The sequence below is a fragment of the Marinomonas foliarum genome (assembly GCF_003337275.1).
In the GTDB taxonomy this organism is placed as follows: Bacteria; Pseudomonadota; Gammaproteobacteria; order Pseudomonadales; family Marinomonadaceae; genus Marinomonas; species Marinomonas foliarum.
In genome coordinates this window covers 66,860-83,545 of record NZ_QPJQ01000016.1, presented here as the reverse complement: position 1 = coordinate 83,545, position 16,686 = coordinate 66,860, and the positions used below count along the sequence as shown (strand labels likewise).

At 40.8% G+C, this 16,686-nt stretch carries 17 protein-coding genes; 9 read left to right on the top strand and 8 right to left on the bottom strand.

The genetic code is table 11. The annotated features are described in order from the left end of the window. Window positions 1-105 precede the first annotated feature (105 nt). A complete protein-coding gene (locus tag DFP77_RS10175; RefSeq protein ID WP_114412185.1) occupies window positions 106-384 on the bottom strand; it encodes a hypothetical protein in 279 nt (92 codons plus the stop codon). A 50-nt stretch (window positions 385-434) separates the two neighbouring features. After that, window positions 435-701 (bottom strand): hypothetical protein, encoded by a 267-nt coding sequence (locus DFP77_RS10170; protein ID WP_114412184.1) that lies wholly within the window; start codon window positions 699-701, stop codon window positions 435-437. A 332-nt stretch (window positions 702-1,033) separates the two neighbouring features. Here DFP77_RS10170 and DFP77_RS10165 point away from each other — a divergent pair, with 332 nt between their 5' ends. Continuing rightward, window positions 1,034-2,281 (top strand): tyrosine-type recombinase/integrase, encoded by a 1,248-nt coding sequence (locus DFP77_RS10165; RefSeq protein ID WP_114412188.1) that lies wholly within the window; start codon window positions 1,034-1,036, stop codon window positions 2,279-2,281. Between the two features lie 68 nt (window positions 2,282-2,349). Here DFP77_RS10165 and DFP77_RS10160 read toward each other — a convergent pair whose 3' ends face one another. From DFP77_RS10160 to moaC, 3 genes are read right to left on the bottom strand one after another with little or no spacing between them, the layout of a single operon-like run. Beyond that, a complete protein-coding gene (locus DFP77_RS10160; protein WP_114412183.1) occupies window positions 2,350-2,799 on the bottom strand; it encodes a molybdenum cofactor biosynthesis protein MoaE in 450 nt (149 codons plus the stop codon). Then, window positions 2,800-3,054 (bottom strand): MoaD/ThiS family protein, encoded by a 255-nt coding sequence (locus tag DFP77_RS10155; RefSeq protein ID WP_114412182.1) that lies wholly within the window; start codon window positions 3,052-3,054, stop codon window positions 2,800-2,802. Continuing rightward, window positions 3,047-3,529 (bottom strand): cyclic pyranopterin monophosphate synthase MoaC, encoded by a 483-nt coding sequence (moaC, locus tag DFP77_RS10150; protein WP_114412181.1) that lies wholly within the window; start codon window positions 3,527-3,529, stop codon window positions 3,047-3,049. Before moaC ends, DFP77_RS10155 begins: the two co-directional genes overlap by 8 nt. A 153-nt stretch (window positions 3,530-3,682) precedes the next feature. Here moaC and DFP77_RS10145 point away from each other — a divergent pair, with 153 nt between their 5' ends. The 3 genes from DFP77_RS10145 to trmJ are packed head-to-tail and all read left to right on the top strand — an operon-like array spanning window position 3,683 to window position 8,381. Then, the gene (locus tag DFP77_RS10145; RefSeq protein ID WP_114412180.1) at window positions 3,683-6,190 is read left to right on the top strand and encodes an EAL domain-containing protein; all 2,508 of its coding nucleotides are present in this window, start codon (window positions 3,683-3,685) and stop codon (window positions 6,188-6,190) included. A 54-nt stretch (window positions 6,191-6,244) separates the two neighbouring features. Beyond that, on the top strand, window positions 6,245-7,546 hold the full coding sequence (locus DFP77_RS10140) for a J domain-containing protein (protein WP_114412179.1): 1,302 nt from the start codon (window positions 6,245-6,247) through the stop codon (window positions 7,544-7,546). 52 nt (window positions 7,547-7,598) lie between these two features. Then, on the top strand, window positions 7,599-8,381 hold the full coding sequence (trmJ, locus tag DFP77_RS10135) for a tRNA (cytosine(32)/uridine(32)-2'-O)-methyltransferase TrmJ (RefSeq protein WP_114412178.1): 783 nt from the start codon (window positions 7,599-7,601) through the stop codon (window positions 8,379-8,381). A gap of 88 nt (window positions 8,382-8,469) precedes the next feature. Here trmJ and efpL read toward each other — a convergent pair whose 3' ends face one another. Next, the gene (gene efpL, locus DFP77_RS10130) at window positions 8,470-9,042 is read right to left on the bottom strand and encodes an elongation factor P-like protein EfpL (protein ID WP_114412177.1); all 573 of its coding nucleotides are present in this window, start codon (window positions 9,040-9,042) and stop codon (window positions 8,470-8,472) included. 150 nt (window positions 9,043-9,192) lie between these two features. Further along, window positions 9,193-10,347, bottom strand: coding sequence for a M14 family metallopeptidase (locus DFP77_RS10125; protein ID WP_114412176.1), 1,155 nt, complete (start codon window positions 10,345-10,347; stop codon window positions 9,193-9,195). A gap of 37 nt (window positions 10,348-10,384) precedes the next feature. Between DFP77_RS10125 and DFP77_RS10120 the strand changes: the two genes are divergently transcribed. Together DFP77_RS10120 and DFP77_RS10115 are read left to right on the top strand one after the other, a co-directional pair. After that, complete coding sequence (locus DFP77_RS10120; protein WP_114412175.1) at window positions 10,385-10,900, top strand: hypothetical protein; 516 nt, start codon at window positions 10,385-10,387, stop codon at window positions 10,898-10,900. A gap of 101 nt (window positions 10,901-11,001) precedes the next feature. Beyond that, window positions 11,002-11,487 carry a putative 4-hydroxy-4-methyl-2-oxoglutarate aldolase gene (locus DFP77_RS10115; RefSeq protein ID WP_114412174.1) on the top strand — a complete coding sequence of 162 codons (486 nt, stop codon included), beginning with the start codon at window positions 11,002-11,004 and terminating at the stop codon, window positions 11,485-11,487. A gap of 30 nt (window positions 11,488-11,517) precedes the next feature. Here DFP77_RS10115 and DFP77_RS10110 read toward each other — a convergent pair whose 3' ends face one another. Continuing rightward, window positions 11,518-12,129, bottom strand: a complete 612-nt coding sequence (locus DFP77_RS10110; RefSeq protein WP_114412173.1) for a MarC family protein — start codon at window positions 12,127-12,129, stop codon at window positions 11,518-11,520. A 408-nt stretch (window positions 12,130-12,537) separates the two neighbouring features. On the opposite strand from DFP77_RS10110, the gene DFP77_RS10105 reads away from it, so the two are divergent. From DFP77_RS10105 to DFP77_RS10095, 3 genes are all read left to right on the top strand, one after another. Beyond that, on the top strand, window positions 12,538-14,442 hold the full coding sequence (locus tag DFP77_RS10105) for a methyl-accepting chemotaxis protein (protein ID WP_114412172.1): 1,905 nt from the start codon (window positions 12,538-12,540) through the stop codon (window positions 14,440-14,442). 227 nt (window positions 14,443-14,669) lie between these two features. Then, complete coding sequence (locus DFP77_RS10100) at window positions 14,670-15,515, top strand: lipase family protein (RefSeq protein ID WP_258861121.1); 846 nt, start codon at window positions 14,670-14,672, stop codon at window positions 15,513-15,515. 226 nt (window positions 15,516-15,741) lie between these two features. Then, on the top strand, window positions 15,742-16,683 hold the full coding sequence (locus DFP77_RS10095) for an ABC transporter substrate-binding protein (RefSeq protein ID WP_114412170.1): 942 nt from the start codon (window positions 15,742-15,744) through the stop codon (window positions 16,681-16,683). Window positions 16,684-16,686 lie beyond the last annotated feature (3 nt).

The window sequence follows — 16,686 nt, the reverse complement described above, 5'->3', positions numbered from 1 at the left end:
AGCCTCAAGATGAAAACACCGAATCAAGTGCGAAAAGAGAAAGGCCAGCTACAGGAGCTGGCCTAAAAACTGTCAACCTATTTTAGGACGACACATATATCAGCATTATTCTGCTGATTGAGCGTGTAACTCATCAAACTGTGCTTGAAGCTCAGCATGCTTAGCTTTGTATACAGATGTTTTTTGATTTGTGGTGTAAGCGCCATTCAAATTTACGCTTGAATCAACATCTGCACCCATGTTTTCAAGTGTTACCGAAAGAGCTTCGACACTACCTCGTGCACTTTGAAGACGCTCGCTAGATGTTTCAGTTGCTGCAAAAGCTGATGTTGCCAACGCAGAAGTAGTAACAAGAGCAAGTATTGTGCGATTTACGTTATTCATAATAATTTCCTTAAAATAAGTTTTAATAAAGAGTAATGCTGTTTAACTAATTATTGAGCGTTAAGTGTATTAAACTGCTCTTGTAGCTCAGCATGCTTAGCATTATAAACTGCAGCTTTTTGGCTAAAGGTATATGCACCACTCAAATCAACGCTAGTATCAACATTAGCACCCATGTTTTCTAATGTAGTACCTAATGCTTCAACACTACCTTTTGCACTCTGTAGACGTTCTTCTACAGTATCATTAGCAAATGCAGATGTTGTCATTACAGCTGCAGTTAATAGAGCCAAAGTTGTTTTAGTAAAAGTTTTCATATTAATCTCCTTATGAGAGTAAAAGTTTATATTTAGAATTTAATTCGTTTTGCGTTTCGATGAATTTATAATAGTCCTTTCGTAGAAATAAAAAAGGGGCAACCGACCTCTTCCACCTTTGTTCCAAATACGACTCAATACACGCAACTTTCTTTAAAAATCACATAAAATCTGTATAAATCAGAAAAATAAGATCAAAAACCAGTCAAATAAGGAAGAAATAGATAAAACTCGGGGCTAGGAGTATGCGAACACTGCGTTGCTAAGACAAATCGATAGGGATATATCAAAAAATTTGCTAACCTAAGACTATTATTTAGATGTGAATGATTATGATACCTCTAGCTTTAATTGATAATTTGGAACATTTGCCGAATCCCTTTACTCAATTCGAAGGTATTGCGGCGCACCTATCAAAAAACACACCCCAGCTTGTTGAACAGGAATACCGACGAGATCTCCAACTCGCCTTATGTTTTATTTATAGCTACAACGGCTCTCAGGCAACATTTAACTCCTATCGCAGAGAAGTAGAGCGCCTACTACTTTGGTCTTGGAATATAGCCAAGTGCCCTTCTACCGAATTAAGGCGAGACCAAATTGAAGAGTTTATTCATTTTTGTATCACCCCCCCTGAAAACTGGATTGGGACAAAGAATGTGGCGCGCTTTAAATTACACATGGGAGTAAGAGTGCCGAACAAAGACTGGCGACCTTTTGTTGCGCATGTAAGCAAGCTAGAGTTCAAAAATGGCGAATCACCTCAGGCTAAGCAACACTCACTATCGCAAGCGGCTATTCGTGCAACCTTCTCTATTCTGTCGTCTTATTATGGTTTTCTAATGCAAGAAGATGCAGCCCAGCAAAACCCTGTTGCGCTGATTCGTCAAAAAAGTAAGTTCGTTAAAAAAGAAGTTACTCGAAAACAAGTTAGAAGAATTTCAAACCTACAGTGGGATTACGTTATTGAAACAGCAGAAATGCTAGCAGAGGAAGATCCCGGCCAACACGAACGCACTCTTTTTATCATGAATGCCCTACTTGGTATGTATTTACGAATATCCGAACTGGTTGCCGATGAAAGATCAGCACCTGTCATGGGGGATTTCATTAAAGATTCTGATGGTCATTGGTGGTTTAAAGTATTGTCCAAAGGAAACAAGGAACGATTAGTTGCTGTATCAGATGAGATGCTCAATGCTTTAAAGCGCTACAGACAGTTCCGTGATTTACCCTTGTTACCAACTATTGCAGAAAATACCCCAGTAGTACCTAAGAACCGTGGCCAAGGCGCTATGACGAGCTCTAGACAAGTTCGCAACATAGTACAGTTCTGCTTTGATAGAGCTTATGAGCGAATGTGTGAGGATGGGATGAGAGCAGATGCTGATGACTTACGCGTAGCAACAGTTCACTGGTTACGTCATACGGGAATATCTGAAGATGTAAAAACGCGACCAAAAGAACATGTCAGAGAAGACGCTGGGCATGCCAGTATGGCAACAACCGATAAGTATATTGATACAGAATACCGAGAGCGTCACGCCAGCGGCCGCAAAAAAGCGCTGCGCCCACATTAGTGACAACAGCAAAAGCGAACATAACCCCTTAGAGGGATACTGTTCGCCTTTTTAAAATATAGGCTAAACTATTTTGACCAACGCTCTAGGCTTTTTTCATCCTTGGTGTTTGCTTCTACCCAACGACTTTGAATTCCTTGAGTTTCTTTCTTCCAAAAAGCAGCTCTACTTTTCAAATAATCCATAATAAAGTCACATGCTAGGAATGCCTCAGCTCGATGGGTTGCACTCACACCGACAAAAACGATTTGATCATCAACATGCAAGCGGCCAACACGATGTACTACACACACATCTAAAAGAGACCAGCGAGCATTTGCATCATCAACAATAACCTGCAAGTTATGTTCCGTCATTCCTGGGTAATGTTCAAGCTCAAAGCTAGAATCTTCATTGGGGCCTTCAGCAAACTGACGAACTAAGCCAACAAACATAGCCACAGCACCCGTTTTATTCGCTTTTACTAAACGCTTATATAAAAGCTCAACCTCAAAATCTTCTTCTTGTACCAGAATCATCTAACCTCCAGTCACCGGTGGGAAAAAAGCCACCTCATTAACAGTGTCGAAAACAATATCCGCATCTCTAGCGAATTCGAAATCAATTGAAGATTGGATTCCTTTTGCAAGTAATGTCTGGCCTTTATCTAATTCTGTTGCTAATTGATGCTTGAGCTCACCAATGCTTAAGGGCATTGCGACCTCTGCAATATACTCACTCAGACCAATACTTTCTTTTAGGGATGCAAAAAAAACAACTCTTACCTTAGGCATTACCTTTACTCCAATCACCGCTTTTACCGCCTTTTTTTTCTAACAAAGACACGTTCTGAATAACGATACCTTTATCAACAGCTTTACACATATCATAAAGCGTCAATGCAGCGACACTGGCACCCGTCAAGGCTTCCATTTCCACACCCGTTTTGCCAGACAGCGAACAAGTACATAAAACCTCCAATTCGCAATCACTAAGAACATTAATGTCCACTGTCACTTTGGTTAGCATCAATGGATGGCATAATGGAATCAAATCAGATGTTTTTTTAGCCGCTTGAATGCCTGCAATACGCGCCGTTGCCAGAACATCACCTTTTGGTAATCCACCTTCAATCACTTTTATTAGCGTTGTCGGTTGCATAACCAAAGTAGCCTGAGCAGTTGCCGTACGCTTAGTAATCTCTTTGTCCGATACATCTACCATGTGAGCATGGCCTTGATGATCCAAATGGGTAAGTTTATCGCTCATAAAAATCCTAAACAGTGTACATAAATTTGAAATGTCGCCTATATTTTAAGAAACCCCCAACGATTGCAAGAAAAGATACGGCAAAGCCATAATAAAAACGCCCATATAAAGAATTAACATTTTCGTCATTTTAGTAAAATAGGATCAAGTGGAATGATATCTAGGCGATTTTTATTATCTATCCTGCTAGCGACACATTTATGGATACCTCTCTCAGCTTATTCTGATGAAGGGGACAGAATTGATAAAAATATTCCAACATTAAAAGAAACAACTTCACTTTCAGCACAGGAGGCATTAGCGTCAACCCACTTTAAAAAAAGCAATTTCGAGCAATCTCAAGCTTTCTCCAAGCAAGCTTATTGGCATAAGCTTGCTTTTCCAAAAGCTGACACAACGAACTCTCAACCCACTATTTACCTTAACTTGAATTATTACGTTATTGAACATCTTGATTTTTTTCTTTTTCATGGAGAAACACTGCAGCAGCAATGGAAAAGAGGCGCACTAGATGAGTGGAAAAGTGATAAGCAGCCATACCATGGAATCTGGATACCCATCTCACTTTCTTCTGAAGAAGCGACAACCTTACTGGTACGTAAGCAAGGTAACAGCCCGCTACTAACGCCTTTCAAGTTATTTGATAGAGAAAAAGCTATACAGGTGAAAGAACAAAAGCTGTTATTTTGGACATTTATCATTAGTAGTTTGGGGATTTTGCTGGCTCATAACGTTTTTGTTTTTATCTTGTTAAGACAGCCGGGATTTATTTACTACCTTGGACTCAACGTCGTTATCTTTATCGGCTTATCGATCATTACCGGTTTTAGCCGATGGATATTTTCTGAAGCGCTTAACCAATGGTTGATAAACTATTTATTTGTCGTTTTTGGCATTGGTGCTTGGATACTCTTTCGGTTTACCGTGCAATTTCTTCAAGAGGTTCAGGTTCCATCACGAAAATCACTATTGCGAAAATATGGTGACGGAATCTTTATCGCCTTTTTAATTATGACTCAATTAATCTCGGTAAAAGCCTCCGCGATGTTTTTCGCTGCAATAGAAGTGTTTATGCTGATCGTATGCTTTTATTGGGGGATTAAGGCTTACTTAAAAGGATTTACTGCTGTTCGTTTCTATCTGTTCTCTTGGCTGTTTTTGATTGTTGGCAGCATGCTCAACACATTGATTTTTTGGAAAATACTCCCCATTAATCTTATCACCGAGTCGATATTCCCTGTCGCTTGTATACTGCAGCTTCTGGGTTTTTCATTTGCCTTTGCTGATAAAGCAAAACACATTGAAAAAACTCGGCTATTACAAGCCATTACAGACTTACCAACGGGCCTGCCAAACAGAGCCTATTATTTCGATCACTTACCCATGCAACTCAAAGAGCTTGATAAAAATTCTCCTTCTCTCGCTCTTGTCATGATTGACATGAGTAATTATCAAACGTTAAGCCAAGCTTTAGGGCCAACAAAAGCAGACTCAGTCATTTGTGAAGCTATTAGAAATATTCATCACCAATTAGCTGACTTAAAAGGACTTTTGTCGTTCCCTTTACCAAACCAAAATACAAAAAACCTTATTCGGCTTACTGCCGCCCATTTAGTGTTGATCAGTACAGAGCCAGGTCGCCTAAAGCAGCTTATTCATGACTTACAGAAAATTTTAGACAACCCAACACAGATAGATAAAATCCACTTTAGACATCAATACAAAATAGGGAGCGTTCTTTACCCTTCACAGGGCAATAATTTAAACAATCTCTATAAAAATGCTCTTACGGCAAGTCAATCTGTCACCTATTCTTCAGGGAATTGGGCGCCTTTTACAGACAATGTCAAAAACAACCATGCCCATCAACTCAATCTCATTACTTTACTGACTAACGACATTGAAAATGAAAAATTGTATTTCGATATCCAACCGCAGGTGAATTTAGCAAATCATGGCATTGTTGGTGGTGAGGTGCTCATACGCTGGCATAACGAACACCTAGGGCAAGTATCACCCGGTGAATTTATCCCTCTCGCAGAGCAAACTGGCTTAATATATAAACTCACAGATATGTTAATCGAAAAAGTTTTTTCTTGGGCTTACGAACACCCACAAGCACTTGCCAATCAGTGCTTGTCTATCAATATTTCAGCACTTGATTTATTGCAAGAAGGTTTTGCTCGTAGAGTGATAGACAATGTTATAAAACATCAATTATCAGCAAACAAATTCACTTTAGAGATCACTGAAACGAGTGTGTTTGATAACAATGAGACCGTCCATAAAAATGTTAAACAACTGCATAAAGCAGGCTTTAAAATTGCTATCGATGACTTTGGTGTGGGCTACAGCTCAATGCAAAATTTAGTCGCTCTAGAAACCGACGAATTAAAAATAGATCAATTTTTCGTAATGAACTTACTTAATGACCCACAGAGTCAAATCTTATGCCGAAACATGATCGACCTGAGCAAAGCACTTGAAATAACAAGCGTAGCGGAAGGTATTGAATCAAAGGAGATATTGAAATTGTTACGTCAATGGCATTGCCAAATTGGACAGGGATACCACTTATACCGTCCTATGCCTCCGGTTAAGTATCTAGCATTGTTAGTCGAAAACGATCTGCCTTTGTCAGAACCCGTAAATCGTGCATAATGCGTTATACACTTATTTTTCTCTAGATATAAAACAGTAAGTAACCAAAATCGCATGAGCCTAAAAGACGACTACCAATTGCTGGACATCCCCACCAGTGCCAGTGAGCAGGAAGCAAAAGCTTCATTTAGACGTTTAGCAAGGCGCTATCATCCCGATAAAAACCCAGATACAGACACAACCGAGTTATTTCAACGACTTCAAGCGGCCTACGAAAATGTCATCAGCGCCATTCGTCAAGGCGCCCTAGTAAATGATTGGAAACCTTTTAGCTTTACTAGCGAGAACACTCAGAACTCTGGGGCCAAAAATCGCTATTCCAGTTTTTCCAAAGCCACTGACAAAGAACAAGAAGCCTTTATCAAAGAACGCCAGCGCGCATACGAAGAAATGAAACGTAACAATGCCCATCATGAGAAAACTCGTAACGACGCTATTAAAGCCGCGCGAAACACGCTTAAAGAAAAGCGTGTTAAGGCCCTTTATGAAGAAGCTTTCAAAGCCTCTAAAAACTTTACCTCACAAGGCTACAGTTACACAGATAATCTGAGTGATGAAAAACCAGACATACCACCTTATCACTCCTTTGTTGACGATGAAGACGACTATAGCAATTCAAGACCCCAAGAAAGTGCTCCTGTTAGCCAACCTATTCGTTTAGATGCGGCAAAAGCTGCTTTTCGTGCAGCTACCTATATCGCCTGCTTTGCTGCTGGGATTTATGCCACACTTTACTGGCAATCGTCCGAAGAGAAAGCAGCATCCTCATCACAGACAGCGACTTATGTAAGCGGCTTGTATCCTCAATTCCGTGTTGGTCCTGGTTATACGCTTACCAGCACCACACTCTATGCTGAACCTGATACATCCAGCACAGCCCTACAAACCATCCCAACGAATGCAAACCTGCTAGGGATAAAGCTTCAAGGCGACTGGTTAACCGTACGTTATCAAGGCGTTAATGGATGGGTGCAAACCAAAAATATTGGCTATGGTAATGTGCAACATGCCCAACAAACAGGCTGTTTTGGCCAACCAGGGATTGCACCCCAACACGGTGAGTTAATTGGTAAAGCAGAGGGCAACAGCCGATTACGCATACTTAACCAATTGCCTGAACATAGCATGCTTACCTTTGAGTCATATGATGGACAAGCACCCTTTTCCATCTATTTATATGGAAAACAAGCATATGCAGCGAATTACATTCCAAGAGGCAACTACCGGTTGGTGTTAGAGACTGGTTCCCTGTATCATCACGCCTGCAATCAATTCATATTTAATGATACAACCAAAGTCATCTTAGAAAATGTCGATTTTGCCAGCACAGAGCAATCACTCACGCTAAAACCATAATCCGACTATTTACAAAGCCAAATGACAAATAACCCTGAGTACTTCACGACCCATGCTAAGTAACATCCGAATTGTACTAATAAACACTTTCCATCCTGGCAACGTTGGTGCCATAGCCCGAGCTATGAAGAATATGGGACTAACCAACCTTTATTTGGTTGACCCAAATGATTACCCATCAGAAGAAGCCACCAGCCGCGCGGCTGGCGCTGTTGATCTACTGGAAAATGCCACCATAGTTCCGACCCTAGAAGAAGCGATTGCTGATTGTAGTCTTGTGATTGGCACCAGCGCTCGCCATCGTACTTTTCAACTGCCTATCATGAACGCTCGTGAATGTGCCGTAAGCGTCATTCCTGAAGCGATTGATCACAACGTAGCCATCGTATTTGGTCGCGAAACAACTGGTTTACTAAATGACGAAATCGCTCAATGTCACCGCCAAGTTTATATAGATGCAAATGATGAATACCCTGTCTTAAACATTTCACAGGCGGTACAAATCGTCGCTTATGAAATTTGGATGGCGAACCAAAATAAAGAAAACTATAAAAAAGAAACACCTGAATACCCACATAAAAAAGACATGGATCTTTTCTACGAACATTTAGAAGAAACTCTTTACGGCATAAACTTCATCATCCGAAGCCATCCAGGCAAGGTACTTGATAAGTTGCATAGATTCTTTAATCGTTCTCGCCCTGAGAAGCAGGAACTCGGTATTTTACGAGGCGTCTTGGCTGCCGTTCAACGTGAAGCTGGATTAACCGAAGCTAACAATCATCCAGAGAAAAAAGCCAAAGATGCATTAAAAGAATCGGCTAAAAAAGAATAAGCAGACAGCCTTTTTAGAGATTACCTAAAACAAAAAATGCAGCCAATTGGCTGCATTTTTTTATAATCTTACAAATACACTGAAAGTCTTATTTCTCAGCACGACCTGCAAACTTACGCTCTTCTACGTTAACTTTAATACGGTCACCAGTAGAAATATGTTCTGGCACTTGAATCACAGCACCAGTAGACAATTTCGCGGGCTTGTTACGTGAGGTTGCAGAAGCACCTTTGATAGAAGGATCGGTTTCGATAACTTCTAATTCAACATTCGTTGGCAATTCGATAATCACAGGCACATCGTCAACCAACACAACCTGTATACCAACAGTATCTTCATTAACAAACAGAATCTCTTCTTCGATCGCACTCTTATTCAAGCTATAAGGTGTGTAGTCTTCGTTATCCATGAAAACATATTCATCACCATCCGAATAAGAAAACATCGCTTGACGGCGAATAAGATCAGCAAGGTCGATCATATCGGAGTCTTTAAACGTCTCGTCCAATTTGCGACCCGTTACCACATCGTACATACGCATACGGTAAAGGCTGCCACCTGCACGACCCTGAGGTACAGAGCGTTCGATATCTTTTACTATGTAGGTTTTGTTGTCATAGCTAATAGCAATATTTTTTTTGATTTCACTTGCCTTAGGCATTTTTCTTCGTCCTAAAATTACGTTCTATAAAAATAAAAAAGGGTATTAAATTTATTGCAATTTTGAAAACCAGATCCTAATCCAGTTTGGCAATATTCGCTAGATAATAAACCTTTATTTAAGACAAAAACCTCAAGTCGCCAACAGCACTCAGTCGTCGGCTTTCATATGAGAACTCATGATCACTTGATATATAGGATACAAAACGTCAGCCCCAAGAATCTTAGCGCGCTCTGGAGACCAGCCAACATCATCATCAGGCAAGTTTTTATTGTCTTTAAAAGGCATCTCTAATGTAAAAGATAAACAATTGTATGTTTCACCTACCCACTTTGTTGCCACGGTTAAGTTTGCTTCACCAAATTGATCTGGCGTATAGCCAATTTCAGTCTGGAAATCAGGACTGACTGCGGTGAAAATGTTTTTAAACAAAGTCTCCATTGCTTCCATGCGAGCATCAAACGACGGAACGCCTTGGCAACCGTCGACAAAATTCACAGGCAAAGCTTCATCGCCATGAATGTCTAAGAACAAATCCACACCTGTTTCAGCCATTTTCTTTTGTACCGCTAACACCTCAGGACTGAATTCCGCAGTAGGATTCTTCCACTCACGGTTCAAATTAACGCCTTTGGAATTCACTCGTAAATTACCATGTACAGCGCCATCTGGATTCATATTTGGCACCACATAAAAACGACAATGCTTCAACAAAGCACGTGCGATCGGATGTGACTCATCAAACAAACGCTCAAGCAAACCTTCAACAAACCATTCAGCCATGGTTTCACCAGGATGCTGACGAGCAATAATCCAGATGTTTTTTGCTAACCCTTGGGTTTTGCTGATCTCTAACAAGGTAATATCACGACCTTCTGCCGTTTCACCTAAATGATCGGTAATACAATCTTCATTACTTGCCGCCCAAGCAATCATATCTAAATGACGCTCATAGCTGTAAGGTGCGAAATAGGCGTAATACACACTGTCTTGTTCAGGCTGATGCGTAATCACCAATTTGCCGTCTACGTATTCCGTTGGAACGCGGAACCAATACTCACGATCGTAAGAAGCAACGGCTTGGTAATCAACCCAACCATCCGGATAAGCAGCGTCGCTGGCGTTCTCAAAATGAATAACACATTGCTCACCCATACCGCCTTGTAAACGAAAATAAAACCACTGCAAAAATTTAGAGTTTGTATCATTAGGGATCTTTACTCTAATATTGTCCGGCTCCGAAGCATTTATAACGGAGATGTTACCGCCATCAAACGCACTACTGATCTTGATTCGGCTGGTCATTTATTCTTCCTTAACAATCAAACATTGGTTCTAAATTATGGCAAGTTTACCTATATTCATGACGGCTGTCGCCAACTCTTCCGACGAGCCAGCTTTTCCACTACTTTTCACTTGGTCCACTCACGAAGCGCAAGTAAAAGAAGTACTAGTGATCCCCGACGATGAATGGTTAGAAAACCATCGTATCGAGACTAACGCACTAGACCTTGATGAACAACAGCTCTACGAATTCGGCTTCGAAGCCAGTGACATTTTAGCGGAATGGATCAATGAATTTGATACCGACGTCATTTACGCCCTGGAGCCAGAATCGCTTAATCTATTGGTTGAAGCCACTTACGAGATAAAAGGACTAGAACCTAGTTTTGAAGTTCAAAGCATTCACTCGTGGTTCGAAGAGCGCGACGTGGACTTAAACGACGCCGTCGCTGAGCAAGGTCAAACCACCCCCTTACACTTATTACCACCAGATGAGCTGGTCATTCAGCTGCTTCAAATAGCCGTAGAACATGGCCTAATCGACCCAAGCGACATTCCTGTTGTAGAGGACTAATCACATCACTGAATACTGAACATCCACCAAAACTGCTGGATATCTAGCACCTACCTACTTAGAGTCAAAGACCCTTTTTTATTTTAAGTAGGTATTAACTCATGCAAGACTTGCTTCCTGATCTATGCGACTTGTACCCAGAAAAACTGCAAATCGCTGATCCTATTTTTACCTCTTTCGGAAAACGTACCCACTTTTATGGCGAAGTGGTCACCGTATCCTGTTTTGAAGACAACAGTAGAGTTAGAGAGCTAGTCGCTCTAAATGGCAAAGGCAAAGTTATGGTTATTGATGGCGGTGGTAGTAAACGGCGTGCCTTACTTGGTGATATGTTGGCGGAAAAAGCAGTCAATAATGGCTGGGAAGGATTTGTGATAAACGGAGCCATTCGTGACATAGCGGCCCAATCTCAACTGAACATCGGCATTCATGCTTTATGCGCTCATCCAATGCCAACGGAAAAACGCGGCATAGGCGATTTAGATAAAACACTTTGCTTTGCGGGCATGACGATCGCCCAAGGGGATTATATCTATTGCGACTTAAATGGTATCGCTGTATCCAAACAACCATTAACCCTTCCATAGATAGGGTTAATGGTTAATTTATGAATTCAACTACAACGAAGCTAGCGTGTGAGTAAACAAACTACGCACACCGTTTACAAGCATCTGTACCGACATCATCAACAGTAACATCCCCATCAAGCGCTCTAACGCTGCCAAGCCTTTCTCTCTCAATATTCTGTTCAGCAATGGCGCCATTGCTAAAATAATCACAGAAATCGCCCATGCAGCACCAACTGAGATCAGCAAATCTTGCTGATCATTAGGGTAACTCTTCACCATGACTAATAACGTCGCTAACGTGGATGGACCAGCCAACATAGGAATAGAAATCGGAACAATAAAAGGCTCCATAACTGGACCTACATCTTTCGTGTAGGGCGATGGGAAAATCATCTTCAAAGCGATAACAAACAGCACAACACCACCTGCAATCGAAATCGACTCAGTTTCCAGATGCAACAAAGCTAAAAACTCCGCACCAAAAAACAAGAAACACACCAAAATAATTAAACCGATTAAACCATCGCGTATCACAATCTGGTATTGACGTTTTTGTGGAACGCCCTTCATTACTGATAACAAAATAGGAATGTTGCCGAACGGGTCAATAACAAACAAAAACAATAAGGTAGCAGATAAAATAGAAAATTCAGTGCTCATTCGATACTCGGTTATTGTTACTGGAAATTGAGGGCGCGTAGTTTACCGTATTAGTAATCTCGGCGATAGCTGATCTCGCTTACTCGTGGTGCATATATGGTGGTTTTAAAATTAGCTTTAACCAAGTTATGTAACCTATTCTAAACCCAAATACTGCCTATGATTCATAGTGAATTTTTAGCTATCTAATACATAAGATAGTCAATGAAGTTTATATTTTCCTATGTTTATTCAAAAATAAAAAAACACAAGTAAAACAATGTGTTTTTGTAACTTTTTTTTCATAATTATCTACTAATTTGAATCGCAAAAGCTCGCCAAAAAAATTACTATTGCGGCGCAACTATCCCCCTGAAGCCCTAACAGGATAGACACTTCAAAAACTTGCATCATGTGAAAGGAAATATCATGAAAAACCCCTTCGAAAATATCTCTATCGGACTCAAACTTGTATGTGGCTTTGGCCTAGTTCTGTTATTAACACTCATTGTCGCAATAGCTGGCTTTGTAGGTGTAGACGCATTGCTAGAACGAGCCCGTAAGGTGCAATTATCCAACCAGCTCAATAGCATCGTTCTAGATCTTAGAGATCAGCGAAAATTATATCTTGATAAAGGTAGCGAAGATGCTTACCAAGACGTTATTAAAATTAAAACAAAGCTCTCGAAGCAGTTTCAAGATTCTTTTAACCTTTATACTGGTGAGGGAAGTTTAGCCCTTGTCAAACAGGCTTCTAGTGCCTTAGATCAATATACACTCACATTTGAAGAGGTTCACACATTTCGCCAAGACTGGGGCAACACGGGTAAAAAAGCTGCTGGTATTCGCAATGAAATTAAGAGCCAAGCCGACCAGCTCATAGATAGCCTCAGCAATTCCAGCGATACTAATGCAGTTACAACCACCTTACGTATGTCAAATGAACTCGCTGATACTATGTTAATCATTACAAGAAGTGTCGGCCAAGGCCAACCTATTCCACAGGATATAATCAATGTTCGTATCCCAAAAATTGCCACAGAAATGGAGCAACTTTCACTTACAGGACAGTCGCAAGCTATCCAACAAAAAATTGCTGAACTGTTTAAAACATATCAAGCATTACTTGCTCTGAACCCTCCCCTGACTTTGAAGCTAGATAATGGTTCTGAAGAACTAGCCGCACTAGCAGCAACTATCACCAATAAGCTTGAAGATTTAGAAGAATTACAACAAGTTAAAAGTGCTGAAGATGGAGCTCATGTTCGTATATTACTTATATCGATCACCATCGCTGCTATTGTAATGGGATTATTTTTCGCGTGGTTCATCCGCCGCATGATTGTCACGCCAATGAATGAGGTTACCTTAGCGGTAGAAGCTATTTCTTCAGGCGATTTGACTCGCACTTACTCAACTGAACGTCGTGATGAACTTGGCAAGCTATATAATGACATTGGCAAGATGAGTATTACGTTAAACAAATTGATCTCAGAAGTCGTTGGCGGTGTGCTAAACCTAAGCTCAACAAGCGAGCAGCTGGAAATTATCACCAAGAATAGTCAAAGTAGAATGCAGTCCCAACGAGATGAAACAGACCAAGTAGCGACAGCCATAAATGAAATGTCTGCAACGGTTGCTGAAGTCGCTCGCAATGCTGAAACAGCAGCTTCTGCCACGACGACCACTGACAAAATCGTCAACCAAGGGAGTGCTATGGTGAATGAAACCGCCACTCAGATCAGCAACCTAGCAACAGAGCTTAACAATACCAGTCAGACCATGGAAACACTGAAAGAGCGCTCTGATAATGTAGGAAACGTACTAGAAGTAATAAAGGCCGTGGCTGAGCAGACAAACCTTCTGGCACTTAATGCTGCCATTGAAGCAGCTCGTGCTGGTGAGGCGGGTCGTGGCTTTGCCGTGGTAGCAGATGAAGTACGTGGTTTAGCAAGTCGAACTCAAGACTCGGCCAAAGAAATTGAAGACTTAATTCACTTACTACAGAGTGGTGCACAAGAGTCCTTGGATAAGATTCAAACCAGCCGTAACCTATCCATTAACAATGCAGAACAAGCAAAAGGTGTCGTTGCCCTGTTTGCAAGTATCAATAAGGAAATGGGACATGTGCAAGATATGACTCAACAAATTGCTACTGCAGCGGAACAACAGTCGCACGTTTCTGAAGAAATAAGCAGTAGTGTCGAAAATGTACGTCAGCTAGCAGATCAAACTACTGAAGGCGCTGCTGAGTCAGCAATGGCTGTGAGCAACTTAAAAGCGCTAAGCCTAGAACTGAAAGCATTAACTCAACGCTTTAAAATTAAACGCTAGTACTTGATCACCAAAAGCCTCCCTGCACAGTTAGGGAGGCCATACACATTGTAAATCAACTATAAACAGTAAAGACCGTTTTTCTAATCGCTAACAAAGATGGAAATACACCCCTCATATCACTTATCACCATAAAGCTCTGTTCCTGAAAAATATTTTTTAGTACTCTGCGCTTCTTTATTACTTTGTTGTTTCTGACCTGCATGTTAAAAAATAAGATCTTGTTATTGTCTCTGTTAGTTGTAATCCCTTTTCAATTGGCACTTGCTCAGCCAAACTTCACAGTGATTAAAGCTCAAGCAAAACTATCGGATGACACCTATCTAGAATCAAGCACTTTAGAGCAACGCCTTATTGAACAAGGCCAAGCCTTGGTTCATCAATCATTAATCTCCTTATCACAAGTGAGTTACTTTTTAAGTCGCTCCAAGAAAGTTCAGACCATCGCCATCCGAGGCACAGCGAACTTAGAAAACGCCATGCTGGATCTGGATTTACAACTACAGCCAGATACTTTACTTGATATAAAACTACACCAAGGCTTTGGTTCTGGTGCAAAAGCAGTGTACGAAGATATTAAGCCCTTTCTCACACAAGACCAACCTATCCAACTTACCGGCCATAGCTTAGGTGGTGCTATTGCCGTAATCCTTGGTATGTATCTGCAAAACGATGGCTACCCAGTAGAGCAAATAATTACTTTTGGCCAGCCTAAAGTCACCAATGTCACTGGCGCAAATAAATTTCACACCTTACCTCTAACCAGAGTCGTCACACCAGATGATATTGTGCCTTTAGTGCCGCCAATTAGCCCAATGCAAATAAAAGATTTAGATATTTTTTGGCATATGGGAGAAGAGATCATTCTTATAGACAAAGGTGAATTTGCCCAAACTAATGGCGTAAAAGCCATGTTAAGGGCTACCAAATTCGCAACCGCCATTCCCAGCGAGAAGAACCTACGAGCCCACAAAATGACCACTTATATAAGCTTAATAGAACAATTACAAACCTCTCCAAAAGAAACTACCTACAAAACAGAGATTAGTTTATTTGGCTTTTCATTCGATTAGCCCCACTTGTACCTGAAGCGGCGAATAGCTCAATACATCTAAAACTAAAACGTTACGTTTCACTTTTTGTAACGCTTTTATAAGATTAAACAGTTAAACACTGTAATAAGAAGCGTTATCATTATTGAAATTAATTCAGTTGCTTGCACTTTCAGTATTTCAACGCTTTGGCTCACATTGAAGCCAGATGTCTACTGAAGTTATTCATTTTTAAGGAATGCATTTTATGACGTTTAATCGCCCTATTTTTAAGAAAATATTACTGTGTGCTTGCTTAGCCACATCTTTAGGAACGTTCGCAGCTGAGCATACTGTTAACACAAAGTACGGTAACGTAAAGGTTAATGACGATGTAAAGCGTATCGTGACCTTATCTGAAGATGCATTAGACAGTGCAATCGCATTGGGGTTTAAACCATTAGCAGCTGTTGCAACACGTGGCGGCGATTCTGTTGCCGAATACATTCAAGAACGTGTTGAGGGTATCAGTATCGTCGGCACCTCTAGACAAAATAACTTAGAAGCCATTGCTGCCCAGCGACCAGATCTGATTTTGGCATCAGCTTCTTTATCTAAAGACCAATATAGTATCCTCTCTAAAATAGCGCCAACTATTGTACCTAATTCGCCTGGAATGGTTGCAGATGCTTGGATCACGTTAGCCCAGGTTTATGCGGATGCGCTGAACAAAACCGAAGAAATGAATGTAATTCTTGCTGATATTGAAAAACGTGCAAGCAACCTTAAAGACAAAATTGCTACGAAATTACCTGAAGCTGAACGTTCTGCAACGCTTGCTCGATGGATGCCACAAGGCCCTGTTGTAATGTCGTCACAAATATTTTCAACTGATATGCTAGCTTCAGTTGGCTTTGAAATTAATGATGCAGGAGTTATCAAAGAAGGACGCCCGCACAGTAGCCCTCTTAGCTTAGAGAATTTATCAAAAGTGGATAGTGATTGGCTGTTCCTTGCTACACTGAACACAGAAGGTAAAGATGCACTGGATGCAGCAAAAACATCACCTTCTTTTTCTCGCTTGAATGTTGTTAAAAACGACCATGTTGTAACTGTTAACGGACAACTTTGGACAAGTGCGGCTGGTCCATTAGCTGCACATGCAATTTTAGACAATATTCAAACTGTTATTGATACAAAGATTAAATAACCT

Bases quoted from the DNA above. Each gene is read 5' to 3' on its own strand.
- DFP77_RS10175 (WP_114412185.1), bottom strand. From the start codon at position 384: ATGAATAACGTAAATCGCACAATACTTGCTCTTGTTACTACTTCTGCG.
- DFP77_RS10170 (WP_114412184.1), bottom strand. From the start codon at position 701: ATGAAAACTTTTACTAAAACAACTTTGGCTCTATTAACTGCAGCTGTA.
- DFP77_RS10165 (WP_114412188.1), top strand. From the start codon at position 1,034: ATGATACCTCTAGCTTTAATTGATAATTTGGAACATTTGCCGAATCCC.
- DFP77_RS10160 (WP_114412183.1), bottom strand. From the start codon at position 2,799: ATGATTCTGGTACAAGAAGAAGATTTTGAGGTTGAGCTTTTATATAAG.
- DFP77_RS10155 (WP_114412182.1), bottom strand. From the start codon at position 3,054: ATGCCTAAGGTAAGAGTTGTTTTTTTTGCATCCCTAAAAGAAAGTATT.
- moaC (WP_114412181.1), bottom strand. From the start codon at position 3,529: ATGAGCGATAAACTTACCCATTTGGATCATCAAGGCCATGCTCACATG.
- DFP77_RS10145 (WP_114412180.1), top strand. From the start codon at position 3,683: ATGATATCTAGGCGATTTTTATTATCTATCCTGCTAGCGACACATTTA.
- DFP77_RS10140 (WP_114412179.1), top strand. From the start codon at position 6,245: ATGAGCCTAAAAGACGACTACCAATTGCTGGACATCCCCACCAGTGCC.
- trmJ (WP_114412178.1), top strand. From the start codon at position 7,599: ATGCTAAGTAACATCCGAATTGTACTAATAAACACTTTCCATCCTGGC.
- efpL (WP_114412177.1), bottom strand. From the start codon at position 9,042: ATGCCTAAGGCAAGTGAAATCAAAAAAAATATTGCTATTAGCTATGAC.
- DFP77_RS10125 (WP_114412176.1), bottom strand. From the start codon at position 10,347: ATGACCAGCCGAATCAAGATCAGTAGTGCGTTTGATGGCGGTAACATC.
- DFP77_RS10120 (WP_114412175.1), top strand. From the start codon at position 10,385: ATGGCAAGTTTACCTATATTCATGACGGCTGTCGCCAACTCTTCCGAC.
- DFP77_RS10115 (WP_114412174.1), top strand. From the start codon at position 11,002: ATGCAAGACTTGCTTCCTGATCTATGCGACTTGTACCCAGAAAAACTG.
- DFP77_RS10110 (WP_114412173.1), bottom strand. From the start codon at position 12,129: ATGAGCACTGAATTTTCTATTTTATCTGCTACCTTATTGTTTTTGTTT.
- DFP77_RS10105 (WP_114412172.1), top strand. From the start codon at position 12,538: ATGAAAAACCCCTTCGAAAATATCTCTATCGGACTCAAACTTGTATGT.
- DFP77_RS10095 (WP_114412170.1), top strand. From the start codon at position 15,742: ATGACGTTTAATCGCCCTATTTTTAAGAAAATATTACTGTGTGCTTGC.